This window comes from Rhodococcus sp. WB1 (assembly GCF_001700945.1).
Lineage (GTDB): Bacteria > Actinomycetota > Actinomycetes > Mycobacteriales > Mycobacteriaceae > Rhodococcus > Rhodococcus aetherivorans.
Genome location: NZ_CP015529.1, coordinates 4,910,977 through 4,923,600, shown reverse-complemented (window position 1 = coordinate 4,923,600; position 12,624 = coordinate 4,910,977). Strand labels below are relative to the sequence as shown.

Here is a 12,624-nt window from a genome sequence, read left to right as displayed (position 1 = left end):
GAGGGGGAGGTTGTCGCGACATCGATCGAGTGATGTCGCCGACAACCTCCCCCTCGGCGTTTCAGCGGGCCGTCGACGCATACGTGCGTCGTTCCTCTTCCCGGGTCGCCGCCGCGACGTCGGCGGACTCGTCGGCGAGGTACGCGGCGCCGCCGACGAGCATGATCAACGCCCCCGCGATCCACGCGGTCCAGGCCGCGCCGTCGCCGGCGAACTGCCCGATCCACGGCGAGATGAACAAGATCAGGCCGACGACGGACAGGGACCAGTGGTCCTTGGTCGGATCCCGGGCGATCAGCGACCACAGGGCGTAGATCGCGGCGATGGCGCCCAGTCCGAGAGTGACCCCGGAGCCGACGGGGGTGGTGTCGAACCATACCGATGCGGTCATGGTGACGATGCCCAGGATCAGGGCGATCGCTCCGGCCGACGAGTTCGAGATCTTCATGTGCGTCCCTCTCTTCGAATCGCTACATGTTGCGTAGCTACATATAGTGTAGCGCTATTGTAGGATTGTCGTAAGTCGAGACAGCGGACAGGAGGGGGCGCATGCGGCAAGGTGAGGGGACTGCCACGCCGGAGGAACGCATCGCCGACGCCGTGCTCGAGCTGCTGCGTCGCAAGGGGCCCAAGGCGGTGACGATCGAGGCCGTGGCCGCACACACGGGCATGGCCCGCACCACCATCTACCGCCGCTACCGCGACCGGGACGAGATGCTCACCGCGGTGATGGAGCCGATCGCGCAGCCCGCGCCTCCCGCGCCGGATGCCACCGCGCACCAGGTGCTGACGTGGCTGGCCGAGCAGTCCCTCCGTTCGGTCGACGGGGGCGTCGGCTTCGGCGGCCTTGCTGCGCTGGTGACCGATGCGGATCCCGCGTTCACCGGTCTCATCCGCTCGGTGCTCGTGCGCCACCGCAGCACCTTGACCGAGGTCGTGCGACACCACATCTCGCGGGGACTGGTGCGAGCCGACCTCGACGTCGAAACATTTCTGGACTGCATCGTCGGTGCCTACTTCGCGGAACGGGCCCGGAGCGGTGACATCGACGCCGACTGGAACGAACGGGTCGCGCAGACGCTGCTGCCCGCGTTCGTGCAACCGTGAGCCGTCCTGGAACGAGCGAATGTACCCTTCCCCCTTGTAGATCGACGGAAGGGTACATTCGCTCGGCTGCAGGCGGCGGCCGCTAATCGAACATGCGGTAGACCGCCTCGACGACGACGGCGGGCCGCTCGCTGCCCTCGAGCTCGATCATGCCGTCGATTGTGATCTGCACGCCGCCCTTCGGCAGCTTCTCGAGCGACTTCAGCGTGGCGTTGAGGCGGACCTTGCCGCCGGCCGGAACGGGGTTGGTGAAGCGGACCTTGTTCAGGCCGTAGTTGACGGCCATGGTCACGCTGTCGACCTTCAGCACCTCGCTCCACATCGGGATGATCAGCGAGAGCGTGAGGTAGCCGTGGGCGATGGGGCCGCCGAAGGGGCTTTCCTTCTTCGCCCGTTCGACGTCGAGGTGGATCCACTGGTGGTCGTCGGTGGCGTCGGCGAAGGTCTGGATGCGGTCCTGCTCGACGGGCAGCCACGAGCTGACACCGAGCGGTTGCCCGACGAGTGCCTCGAGATCGTCCAGGGTGGCGACGTGGGTGGTGGCGGTGGCGGGAATGGTCATGGGAACTCCTCGGTTCGCAGGTACCGACGTCAGCGCTCGATGCCGAGAACGCGCAGCGCGTTCTGCTTGAAGATCATCGGGGCTACGTCGGGTTTGATGTCGAGAGTGGCGAAATCGTTGCGCCATCGATCCACTTGGATGACCGGGAAGTCGGATCCGAACAGCACCTTGCGGCGCAGCATCGTGTTCGCGGCCTTGACCAGTTGCGGCGGAAAGTACTTCGGCGACCAGCCGGACAGGTCGAGGTAGACGTTCGCCTTGTGGGTGGCGATGGAGATCTGCGCGTCGACCCACGGTACAGCGGGGTGGGCCATGACGATGGTCAGATCGGGGAAGTCGGCCGCGACGTCGTCGAGCAGCATCGGGTCGGAGTAGCGCAGCTTGATGCCGTGCCCACCGGGCAGCCCCGCGCCGATGCCGGTCTGCCCGGTGTGGAACAGGGCCGGCACCTGTGCCTCGACAAGGGCCTCGTACAGCGGGTAGAAGCGCCGGTCGTTGGGCTCGAAGCCCTGCATGCTCGGGTGGAACTTGAAGCCCTTGACGCCGTACTCGTCGACCAGGCGGCGCAACCGCTGGACGGCGGCCTTGCCCTGCAGGGGGTCGACGGAGCCGAACGGGATGAGCACGTCGTTGTTCTCGGCGGCGAACTCGGCGATCTCCTCGACCGAGTTCGGGGCGTGCCCGGTGGCCGACTGCGCATCGACGGTGAACACGACCGCGGCCATGTTCCGCTCGCGGTAGTGCTCGGCGATGGACTTGATGGTCGGGGTGCGTTCCTCGCCGGACTTGAAGTACTTCTCCGACGCGGCCATCAGTTCGTCGTCCATGGACCGGTGGCCGCAGCCGTCGATCTCGACGTGGGTGTGGATATCGAGGGCGTCGATCTTGTCGAAGTCGATGCCGTACTCGTAACGGCTCACTTGGCGAGCACCTCCTCGGGGAATTCCTCGCCGACGGACTCGACGCGGTCGGCGAACACGATGGGCCACTGGGCGGCGACGTCGTCGGCGGAGAAGCCGCCGTCGTGGAAGGCGGTGGCGGTCAGCTGCGGGTGCGACCACAGTGCGAGGCGATCCCCGCCGACGGAGAACGCCTGACCGGTGATGGCGGCGGCGTCGTCGGAGGCGAGGAAGGCGATCAGGCCCGCGACGTCCTCGGGGGTGCCCATGCCGACCTCGCGGCGGATGACCGCGGGCAGCTCGCCGGTCTGCTTCATCTGTTCGATGTAGGGCGCGAAGATCGGCACGGTCTCGGTCATCGCCGTGACGGCGACGGGGCACACGGCGTTGGCGGTGATGCCGGCGCGCTGCAGTTCCATCGCCCAGGTGCGGACCATGCCGACGACGGCGGCCTTGGCGCCGGCGTAGTTGGTCTGGCCGAAGTTGCCGCGCTGGCCGGCGGGGGAGCCGATGGCGATGATGCGCCCGCCCTCGCCCTGCTCGCGGAAGCGCAGCACGGCCTCGCGCACGCACGTGAAGGTGCCGCGCAGGTGCACGTCGATCACGGCGTCGAAGTCGTCGTCGGTCATCTTCCACAGCACCTTGTCGCGCAGGATGCCGGCGTTGGTCACCATCACGTCGAGGCGGCCGAAGTGCTCGACCGCGGCCGCGACGAGCTTCCTCGCCGTCTCTGTGGGGCCGACGGGGGCGACCACGGCGACGGCGCGTCCGCCCGCGGCGGTGATCGTCGCGACGGCGGCATCGGCGGTGGCCCGGTCGACGTCGTTGATCACGACCGCGGCGCCGTGACGGGCCAGCTCGGTGGCGTAGGCGAGGCCGAGGCCCTGTCCGCTACCGGTGACGACGGCGACTTTGTTGCTGAGGTCCACGAGATCCTCCGTTGCTCGAGCTGATGTACTCCCAATCACATAGGAACATCTATTATTGAAAAAGTCAACGATTGAGGAACTGTTACCCTGAGGGTCACGACGAAAGGCTGTCGGAATGGAACGTCGACGCGTCCTCGAGGACGACCTGGGATTTCTGCTGACGCGTGCCAGCGCGATGGTGGTGCGATCGGTGAACGAGGCCCTCGCCCCGCTCGGGCTGCGGGTGCGCCCGTACACGGTGCTCTCCCTCGCGTGCGACGAACCCGCCGGTGTGGCGCAGCGCCGCATCGCCGCGGACATGGGACTGGATCCCAGTCAGATCGTCGCGATCGTCGACGAACTCGAGAGCCGTGGCCTCGTCGCGCGCACCGCGGATCCGGGCGACCGGCGCAACAAGCTCATCGTCGCCACCGACGAGGGGCGAAAGCTGTGCGACGAGGCGCGCCGGCTCAGCGAGGAGGTGTCGGACCGGCACTTCGCCGGCGTGAACCCGGCTCTTCTCACCGAAATGCGCAATGTGCTCGGCCGCATGGTTTTTCCCGAGTCGGTGAACTCGGTCTCCTGAACGGCCGCAAGCCGCCTCGCCGACGGCGCTGGGTGCATGTCAGCCTTGCCGGGCAGGAGTCGACGCATCGATCGATGCCGGACGGGTGACCAGCCACAGCGCCGCCACTACGGTGCCTCCGAGTGCGGTCGCGGCAAGAGCGGCGGCGGCGGAATCGATCCACAGTCCGGCAAGTGCGAGGCCTGCCGGAACAGCCGCGGTCAGCACCCCCTCCGTGATCGCCACGGCACCGGTGAAGCGGGTGAGTTCGGTGCGGCCGAGAGCCAGGACCAGAAAGAAGAGCAACCAAAGCCCGGCCCAGGCCAGCCAGAATACGACGAAGAGCCGGCCGCCGTCGTACCAGGTGCGGGCGGCAAACCCGACCGCGGCCACCGCAACGAAGAGGGAGAACCAGCCCAACCCTTCCGGAGGCCATCCCGTCGCAGCGTTGATCCCGACCCACAGGTACGTGAAGCCGAACAGGTAGAGACCGGCTGCCCCGGCGATTGCGGCGCCGCCACCGTCCGTGGTGACGATCAGGGCGGTCGGGATCACCACCTGGAGGGTGCCGACGCACAGGTTCAGCGGCGCAGCGGCGCGGGCGGAGATCCGCCCGAGAAGCATGATGCCGTTCACGATCAGGACGGCACCGACGTAGAACAATCCGACATCGGTCATCTGCGGTCGCTTTCCGCCGAGGCGCCCGCGGTGCCGGGGTGTCCGAGCATCCCGGCACCGCGGACCCGTCGACTTACTGGGGGAGGATGTCCTTGTCGAAGATGTCGAGCGGAATCTTCAGCGTGACAGCCGCGTTCGGAATGTCGACGATGCCGCCGACGTGCATCTCGCACGGTGCGACGCTGATGATCGTGTACGCCTGCTCGGGCGCGTAACCGAACTTACCGAGGTAGTCGATCGCCTGTTCGACGGCGTCGACCGCGGCCATGGTGGTATCGATGTACTTCTGCTCCCGGCCGCGCGCGGACAAACCGGTGAACGACAGGTACCGGGTACCGAAGTTCGGGTCGACAGGAGAGGGTCGCAGCATCGGGTTCCGCACCCCGTACTTCGCCATGCCACCCTTGATCAGGTTGAACCGCAGCCACGTGGACCCATCCATTTCGATGGCGTTCCAGGTGATTTCACCATCGCCCTCGGCGAAGTGAAGGTCGCCGCACGAGAAGAGCGCCCCCTCGACGAAAACCGGGAAGTACACCCGCGAGCCGCGGGAGAGGTTCTTGATGTCGAGGTTGCCGCCGTTCTCTCGGGGCGGCACCGTGCGCGCCGCCGTGGCGGCGACCCGCGCCCATTCGTCGCCCTCCAGGGTGCGCAGCACCGACGTCGCGATCGCGTCCTCCCGCGGGCCGGCCAGGCCGTCGGCGATCAGCGGATCCTCCCGCTCGTTCCAGATCTGCAGCAGCTCGTGCGACGGCGCCACGCCGATCACACCGGGGTGGCTGATCGCGGGGATCTCCACGCCCGGGATCTGCCGGCTCGTCGCGAACAGACCGTGCAGGTCCCACACCGTCTTGAAGCCTCGAGGGAACCAGCTCGCCAGTGGTCCGCCCATTCCGGGCAGGATGTTCGAGTATCCGATACCCGAGAGCGGCTGCACGTCCAGAACATCGACCACCAGTAGGTCGCCGGGCTCGGCGCCGTTGACGTAGACCGGTCCGGCGATCGGATGGGTACGGGTCAGGTCCAGATCCCGGATGTCCTGGTCCTCGTCGGCATCCTGGAGCTGGTAGTCGTCGTAGCCGGGGGTTTCGAGGATCACCTCGTCACCCGGATCCAGTTCGTGCAGCGGCGGAATGTCGGGATGCCAGCGGTTGTGCCCGAGCTCCTTCTGCTCGGCAAGGGGGACGCCCACCTCGCAGCAGAATCTCGGAACGCCGAGATCGCGGTTGGGGAAACGGGATACGCCCGAGCGCGTGAAGTCCACGTCGGCTCCGAGCGAACGGGGGAGAGCAACATCGCTTGACATCTGTCCGACCTCCAATGGGGGATGTGCGTGGTGCGGCTCACAATTTACTTCCATTTGGAACTGTGTCAAGTGGAAATAATCTCGGAGCGGACGCCGCTACCTCCGTGCGCAGGGGTGCGTGGCGCGCGAGGAAAGCTGCCGCGCGGCACGCGGCAGCATCCGTGAGTCACACGGGGGCGACGGTCAGCGAGTGGTGAGCTTCTCCAGAAGCGTTCCCAGTTCACGCAGCTCCGCAGGCGCGAGCGGGGCGAACGCGTCCGCGAGCGCGGCGGTCACCGCCGGGGCGAGTGCACGATGACGAGCGATGCCGCGGGCACTGAGGCGGACCATCATGCGTCGCCGATCGTAGGAATCCAAGGTCCGGTACGCCAGCGCGGCGTCGACGAGCCGATCGACCGTCCGGGTCAGGCTCGGCCCCGGGATGAGGGTGACGGCGGAGATCGCACTCATCGTGGCCTCTTCCACGGAGGCGAGGTGGTCGACCACCCGCCACTGGTCGAGGGTGAGATCCGACCCGGTGAGGGCGCCCCGCACGGCCGCGCGGACCAGGGCGGCCGCCCGATCGACCGCCAGCGTATCCACCATGACCGCGTCGTCCCGATCAGCCTGCACCATGGGCACCCCTTGCTGAGACATCGTTCCGAACGCAATACTTCCAGATGAATATTCCACCGCGCGTGCAGCGGCCGCAAGGAGGCTCGATGATGTCGAGGAGCTATCGCATCGGACTGGTCATTCCACTGCGCGGGCCGGGCGGAATCTACGGTCCGTCGTGTGAGGCCGTCGCGAACCTCGCCGCCGCGACCCTCAACGACAACGGCGGCATCCTCGCCCGCGAGGTGGAAATCGAGGTGATCGACGCGAGCCTGCCCGCGCCGGAGCTTCGCGCCGAGATCGCTCGACTGCTGGCCGCAGACCGCATCCACGCGGTGACCGGCTGGCACATCTCGACGGTACGCGAGCAGCTCTCCTCGGTCCTGGCCCATCGGATCCCGTACGTGTACACCTCCCTCTACGAGGGCGGCGAGTCGCGTCCGGGCATCATCTGTTCCGGTGAAACCCCGGGCCTGCAAATCGGTCCCGCGTTGCGATGGCTGCGGGAGCACGCCGGCATCCGGCGCTGGACGGTCGTCGGCGCCAACTACGTGTGGCCGCGACGGACCGTCCCCGCCATCCGCGCCTACTGTCACGAGCTCGATCTGCAGGTCGTCGAGGAGATCTACGTCGACTACGGCACCACCGACTTCTCCCGGGTGCTGCCGCGTATCGAAAAGAGCGGCGCCGAGGGCACCGTCATGTTGCTCGTGGGTCGTGACGCAGTCGCGTTCAACCGGGCGTTCTGCGGACGGGGTCTGCATCAGCGGCTGTTGCGGTTCAGTCCGCTGATGGAGGAGAACATGCTACTGGCAAGCGGGGCGGACGCTACCGAAAACCTGTTCGTCGCCGCGAGCTACTTCACATCACTCGTCACCGCGTGTGCGCAGGATTTCATGTCCGCCTATGTCCGTCGGTTCGGTCCGGGCGCACCACCGCTGAACAACGCCGCCGAATCGTGTTACGAGGGCGTGACCACTCTCGCCGCGCTCACCGCCGCGGCCGGATCCAACACGATCGACGAGATCCTCCGTCACTCGGGCACATTGAGCTACGACGGCCCCCGCGGGTCGGTGCACGCCAGCGCCGGGTTGATGCACCAGGACGTGCACATGGCCGTGGCCGACGGGTACGAATTCGACGTCGTGGCCACGCTCTGACGCTCCTGCTCCGGGCGCAGGACTCCCGATGGTCATCAGCACAGGAGACCAGCCGGACAGATGCCATGCCTCGGTTCGAACAGGACTGGAAGCACATGCATTTCCGCGGGGATCCCGGGGCGGAGCAGGAACACACCGGCCGGTCCCACGGCGCCTCGGCGAGGATCGGACTCAGCGAGGCCATGGGCCGTGGTCACGACGCCGGCGCGTTGCCGGCGAGGACTGGCGGCGCGGCGCGGTCGACGAGCCGCAGCTTCCACTCGGCAGCACGCACGGCTGCAACCGTGCGGTTGGCGGCGCCCGTCTTGCGCAGCACGTGCTCCAAGTGGGTGGACACCGTCGACGGGCGGATTCCCAGCTCCCGACCGATAGCGGTATTCGACGCGCCGTCACGCACCAGGCCGAGCACCTGCAGTTCCCGCACGGTCAGACCGTCGGGCGGTGGCACGACACGCGCCCGCACGAGGACCCCTCCGCCGCGGGCGGGCGCTAGGTGGGCGTCGTAGACAATGCCGGTGGCGATGAGCAGGTAGTCGGCGGCGCGCCCGCGGCGACGCACCTCGGCCGCGACCGCACGCAGCCCGTCGCCCGCGGCTACGAGCGCGGCGGCGGCGGGCTCCGGGGGCGCGTCGAGGGGGCGGTCGATCGCGCCGGATGCGGCGACAACGAGCACGATCCCGCGCCCCGGATCTCGGTCAGCGGGGCCGGGCGCGGCAGCCGGGTCGACGACGCAGGCGAGGTCGGCGGCGAGCAGCGCCACCATGACCAGGTCTTCCCGATCGAACACCCGTCCACCGGCAGCGCTCAGGTTCAACATCCCCACATAGCGCCCGTCGGGGGCAAACAGGCATTGGCTGAGGCCGTCGGTGTACTGCTGCGGCACGATGACCTCGTCGAAGACGGGACCGTGGCGCAGCCGCGGGGGCACCGTGCACAGCTGCTGCGGCAGGCGCCGGCCGAGCATGTCGTCGAACAGCGGGTGGCGGGGCAGAAAGCGATTGATCGCGTCGACGATCGGCCGCGGGTAGCCGAGGCTGGAGGCGGTGCGGTGGCACCCGCGCGCCGCGTCCCAGCGAGAGATGGCGCCATGCGCGAACGGCACGCACGCGGACAGCTCGAACAGGACGCGAGCTGGGTCGGTCGGGTTGTCGTCGCGGGCGAGGCGTGCACTCAGTGCCAGCGCGGCCGCGAGGCGTTCCGTGTCGGCGCGGGACATGAGGTGATCATCCCCGGCGCGTCGCGCGTTGGCCAGGGGCATCGTTTCGGCGTTCGCGCATCGGTCGTTCGGCCGATGTTGTGTTACGGGCGTCACCCTACTGTCGGGCCGTTCGTTCCCCCGAATGGAGATCACCGTGGACATCAACGACTACACCGCGCACGACGCAACCGGCCTGGCCCGCCTCATTGCTGACAGGCAGGTGAGCCCGGCCGAGGTGCACGACGTCGCGGCGCGGGCGATAGACGCCGTCGATCCGGTTCTCGGCGCAGTCGCCGGCGAACGGTTCGCCACCCCGCTCGATCACAGCAGCGACGGCCCGTTCGCGGGCGTACCGTTCGCGATCAAGGACCTCATCGCGCACGCGGCCGGCGTCCCGCAGCGCAACGGAAGCCGGCTGTTCGGCGACGGTCTCGTGCCCGCGGAGGACACCTATCTGATGGCGCGTTTCCGCCGCGCGGGCCTGGCCACCATGGCCGTGACCACCACGCCGGAGCTGGGGTTCAACGCGTCGACGGAGGCGGCCGCCGCGTACGGGCGCCCCACTCGCAACCCGTGGGACACCGACCGCAGCCCGGGCGGGTCGAGCGGCGGGTCGGCGGCGCTGGTGGCGGCGGGTGCACTACCGATGGCACACGCCAATGACGGGGGCGGGTCGATCCGGATCCCCGCCGCCGCGTGCGGGCTGGTAGGCCTGAAGCCGACCCAGGGCCGCACCACCCCCGGACCCGAATACGCCGACCCGCTCATGGGCCTGGGCATCGAATTCGCGGTGACGCGCACCGTCCGCGACAGTGCCGGGCTGCTCGACGCGGTGCACGGCAGTGAGCCGGGCGATCGGTATCTGCTCCCGGCGCCCGAGCGCCCGTTCGCCGAGCTGGTCGGGCAGGACGTGCGGCCGTTGCGGATCGCGGTGTGCACCACCCCGTATGACCCGTCCCGCGCGGTCGACCCGCAGTCCGTCGCCACGGTGCAGGAGGTGGCGGCAGTACTCGAGCGACTCGGCCACCACGTCGAAGAGGCGGCCCCGCGTATCGACGCGCAGACCTTCGACGACGCGAACTTCACCGCCTGGTGCAGCTTCCTCGCCGACGGCGTCTACGCAACCGCAGAATTGCTGGGCGTCACCCCCAGCCGCGAGCACCTGGAGGCGACGACGCTCGAGTGCGCCCGGTACGGCGCGACGCTCACCGCGCGCGATCTGTACGCCGCCGACCGGGTGTTCAACACGGTGCGCCGCGAGGTGGCACGCTTCCTCGGCGAGTACGACGTGCTCCTCACACCGACGACCGCGCAACCGACCGTCCCGCTCGGGCACCTCGACGCCGACAACCCGGAGCTGGACGCGCGCGGATGGTACGACCGCATCTTCGACTACGGAGCGTTCACCTCGGTGTTCAACACCACTGGGCATCCGGCGATCTCGCTGCCGCTCGGGCAGTCCGACGAGGGCTGGCCGGTCGGGGTGCAGTTCGCCGGGCGCTACGGAGACGAGGCGACCCTGCTGCAACTGGCGGGCACGATGGAGCGGGCGATGCCGTGGGCGCATCGCCGTCCTCGCGTCCACGCCTGACCGGCGGCGGCCCCGGCGTCGAGGCGCGAACCGGGGCCGCCGCTCGCACGCCGCGAGTCCGAGCCGGCGAAAGACCTGGGTGCGACGGTGCCGGGCCGATTCCACGCGTCTCTTTCGGTGAACCGCCCTCGATCCGCCCGTAGCCCCCCATAGTCGTGGGTGCGCCGTTCGGGCATGCCCTGACGGCGCACCAGCGCTGACCCCGGCTCGTTGGTGGAATGGGCAGGGCGGGGCGAAGGTGCAGGGCGTAGCGAGACCGCTTGTGCCGCTGCCGAGGCGAGCAGGACCTCCGGCAGGGAACATGCCGGCTTGCTCCTGTCGGCGCGCCGATTCTGGACGTTCATCGCGTGCTCGGAGTTCGGTGCCCGAGCATTTCGTGCGCTGGCACTATCGACCTTGTGGTTGCTGTAGCGGTGGCGATGCTCGCCGGGGTGCTCGTCTTCGCCGTGATGCGTCCGTGGGGACTGCCGGAGGTGTTCGTGGCACTGCCGGCCGCGGCCGCAGTCGTCGCATTCGGCGTCGTAACCCCGCACGAAGTAGAGCAGCAGCTGCGCACGCTGTTCCCGACCGTTGCGTTCCTCGCCGTCATACTCGTGCTCGGGCATCTCGCCGACGCGCTCGGCGTGTTCGCGTGGGTGGCGTCGGTTCTCGTCCGGCGCGCGAATCACGACCCGCGACGTCTGCTCAACGCTGTGTTCGTCACCAGCGCCGTCGTGACCGCCGTGCTCAGTCTCGACGCCACCGTGGTCCTGCTGACGCCGATCGTCCTGCGGGCCGCGACGGCGCTGCGGATGTCGCCCCGACCGCACGTCTACGCCACCGGGCACCTGGCGAACTCGGCGTCGCTGCTGATGCCCGTCTCCAACTTGACGAACCTGCTGGCCTTCACCGCTACCGGACTCACATTCCTGCACTTCACTGTCCTCATGACGCTGCCGTGGCTCGCGGTGGTGCTCGTCGAGGGTCTCGTCTTCCGGTGGTTCTTCGCGCGCGACCTCGCCTCGTTGCCACCGCTGCAACCCGACCCGATACCGCCCGTGCACGCGCCGCGTTACGCGCTCGGGATCGTCGCCGCCACCCTCGTCGGATTCGCGGCGACGGGGCCGCTGGGGATCGAACCCGTGTGGGCGGCGGCGATGGGCGCGGCGGCCCTTGCCGTCCCGGCCCTGCGGCGGCATCGCACCACCCCTCGGCGAGTTCTCGCCGCCGCCGATCTGTGGTTCTGCGTGTTCGTCTTCGCGCTGGCCGTCGTTGTCGCCGGCGTCTCGTCCGGCCCCGTCGGCGACGCGTTGGCGAACGTGCTGCCCACCGAGCCGAGCCTCGGGGCGCTGCTCGGGGTGGCGGCCGCAGCCGCGGTGGCCGCCAACGTCGTCAACAACATTCCCGCGACGTTGATGCTCCTCACCGCTCTGGGCCCCGGGGCCCCGCCCGCTCTGATCCTTGCTGCGCTGCTCGGTGTAAACCTCGGTCCGAATCTCACCTACGTCGGTTCCCTCGCCACGATGCTGTGGCGACGTCTGCTCGAAGGCTCCGCCGGCCGTCCGGACCTTTACACCTACACCCGGCTCGGCGTGATCACGACGCCGCTCACCCTGGTCGTCGCGGTTCTGGCGCTGTGGATCGTCACCTGACTCCGCGTCGGACCTGACCGACCACCTCGGCGCAACCTCCGGGTCGAACTCGTTGCACGGTGCAGCGTCCCGGCTCCGGCGACCAGCCCTCAGCGGTGAACCGGCGGCACGTCCCGTTGCTCCAGCCGCAGACGGGCGGCGGGAATGACCCCGGGAAAGTAGTAGTGGCCCTCCGGAGACTCGACCAGATCCTCGGCATCGATACCGTGGACCTCCCACACGTCGACCGCGCCGCCGGTGTTGTTCATCTGCACGAACCAGTCCCGCTCCCACTCGCCGGCGCAGAGGAAGCAGCCCTGCTGCTCGGGCCGTCGGCTACCGGCGATACCGGGCGCGGCATCCATCCGATTCCAGTCCAGGCCGTATCGCGAGATGGAAGCACGGTTGAGCACGGAGGTGACGTGGTAGCGGACAGCCATCCGCCG

14 protein-coding genes are annotated in these 12,624 nt (G+C 68.8%); 5 read left to right on the top strand and 9 right to left on the bottom strand.

From position 1 onward, the window contains the following. Positions 1-61: 61 nt before the first annotated feature. Positions 62-448: an SPW repeat domain-containing protein gene (locus A4U64_RS22045; protein WP_050034482.1), complete on the bottom strand. Its 387-nt coding sequence runs from the start codon at positions 446-448 to the stop codon at positions 62-64. 101 nt (positions 449-549) lie between these two features. On the opposite strand from A4U64_RS22045, the gene A4U64_RS22040 reads away from it, so the two are divergent. Beyond that, complete coding sequence (locus A4U64_RS22040; protein WP_065923112.1) at positions 550-1,107, top strand: TetR/AcrR family transcriptional regulator; 558 nt, start codon at positions 550-552, stop codon at positions 1,105-1,107. Positions 1,108-1,189: 82 nt separating this feature from the next. Here A4U64_RS22040 and couM read toward each other — a convergent pair whose 3' ends face one another. From couM to couN, 3 genes are read right to left on the bottom strand one after another with little or no spacing between them, the layout of a single operon-like run. Next, the gene (couM, locus tag A4U64_RS22035) at positions 1,190-1,669 is read right to left on the bottom strand and encodes a p-hydroxycinnamoyl-CoA hydratase (RefSeq protein WP_006932658.1); all 480 of its coding nucleotides are present in this window, start codon (positions 1,667-1,669) and stop codon (positions 1,190-1,192) included. 29 nt (positions 1,670-1,698) lie between these two features. Beyond that, on the bottom strand, positions 1,699-2,589 hold the full coding sequence (gene couO, locus A4U64_RS22030; protein WP_006932660.1) for a 4-hydroxyphenyl-beta-ketoacyl-CoA hydrolase: 891 nt from the start codon (positions 2,587-2,589) through the stop codon (positions 1,699-1,701). Further along, the gene (gene couN / locus A4U64_RS22025) at positions 2,586-3,497 is read right to left on the bottom strand and encodes a 4-hydroxyphenyl-beta-hydroxyacyl-CoA dehydrogenase (protein ID WP_029547165.1); all 912 of its coding nucleotides are present in this window, start codon (positions 3,495-3,497) and stop codon (positions 2,586-2,588) included. Before couN ends, couO begins: the two co-directional genes overlap by 4 nt. A gap of 115 nt (positions 3,498-3,612) precedes the next feature. On the opposite strand from couN, the gene A4U64_RS22020 reads away from it, so the two are divergent. Beyond that, positions 3,613-4,062: a MarR family winged helix-turn-helix transcriptional regulator gene (locus tag A4U64_RS22020; RefSeq protein ID WP_050034484.1), complete on the top strand. Its 450-nt coding sequence runs from the start codon at positions 3,613-3,615 to the stop codon at positions 4,060-4,062. A 39-nt stretch (positions 4,063-4,101) separates the two neighbouring features. On the opposite strand, the gene A4U64_RS22015 is transcribed toward A4U64_RS22020, so the two are convergent. The 3 genes from A4U64_RS22015 to A4U64_RS22005 all read right to left on the bottom strand — a co-directional run bounded on the left by A4U64_RS22015 (position 4,102) and on the right by A4U64_RS22005 (position 6,640). Further along, positions 4,102-4,719 (bottom strand): AmiS/UreI family transporter, encoded by a 618-nt coding sequence (locus tag A4U64_RS22015; protein WP_065923111.1) that lies wholly within the window; start codon positions 4,717-4,719, stop codon positions 4,102-4,104. 73 nt (positions 4,720-4,792) lie between these two features. Continuing rightward, the gene (locus A4U64_RS22010) at positions 4,793-6,094 is read right to left on the bottom strand and encodes an acetamidase/formamidase family protein (RefSeq protein WP_230304401.1); all 1,302 of its coding nucleotides are present in this window, start codon (positions 6,092-6,094) and stop codon (positions 4,793-4,795) included. Positions 6,095-6,208: 114 nt separating this feature from the next. Beyond that, on the bottom strand, positions 6,209-6,640 hold the full coding sequence (locus A4U64_RS22005) for a MarR family winged helix-turn-helix transcriptional regulator (protein ID WP_006932669.1): 432 nt from the start codon (positions 6,638-6,640) through the stop codon (positions 6,209-6,211). A gap of 86 nt (positions 6,641-6,726) precedes the next feature. On the opposite strand from A4U64_RS22005, the gene A4U64_RS22000 reads away from it, so the two are divergent. Continuing rightward, entirely contained in the window at positions 6,727-7,779 is a 1,053-nt protein-coding gene (locus A4U64_RS22000) for a substrate-binding domain-containing protein (protein ID WP_006932670.1), read from the top strand. 193 nt (positions 7,780-7,972) lie between these two features. Here A4U64_RS22000 and A4U64_RS21995 read toward each other — a convergent pair whose 3' ends face one another. Continuing rightward, on the bottom strand, positions 7,973-8,995 hold the full coding sequence (locus A4U64_RS21995; protein ID WP_006932671.1) for a helix-turn-helix transcriptional regulator: 1,023 nt from the start codon (positions 8,993-8,995) through the stop codon (positions 7,973-7,975). A gap of 124 nt (positions 8,996-9,119) precedes the next feature. Here A4U64_RS21995 and A4U64_RS21990 point away from each other — a divergent pair, with 124 nt between their 5' ends. Both A4U64_RS21990 and A4U64_RS21985 read left to right on the top strand, forming a co-directional pair. Continuing rightward, positions 9,120-10,568, top strand: coding sequence for an amidase (locus A4U64_RS21990; RefSeq protein WP_221776723.1), 1,449 nt, complete (start codon positions 9,120-9,122; stop codon positions 10,566-10,568). Between the two features lie 398 nt (positions 10,569-10,966). Beyond that, a complete protein-coding gene (locus A4U64_RS21985) occupies positions 10,967-12,199 on the top strand; it encodes an SLC13 family permease (protein WP_139310938.1) in 1,233 nt (410 codons plus the stop codon). 89 nt (positions 12,200-12,288) lie between these two features. Here A4U64_RS21985 and A4U64_RS21980 read toward each other — a convergent pair whose 3' ends face one another. Further along, positions 12,289-12,618 carry a hypothetical protein gene (locus tag A4U64_RS21980; protein ID WP_037201361.1) on the bottom strand — a complete coding sequence of 110 codons (330 nt, stop codon included), beginning with the start codon at positions 12,616-12,618 and terminating at the stop codon, positions 12,289-12,291. Between the last annotated feature and the right edge of the window lie 6 nt (positions 12,619-12,624).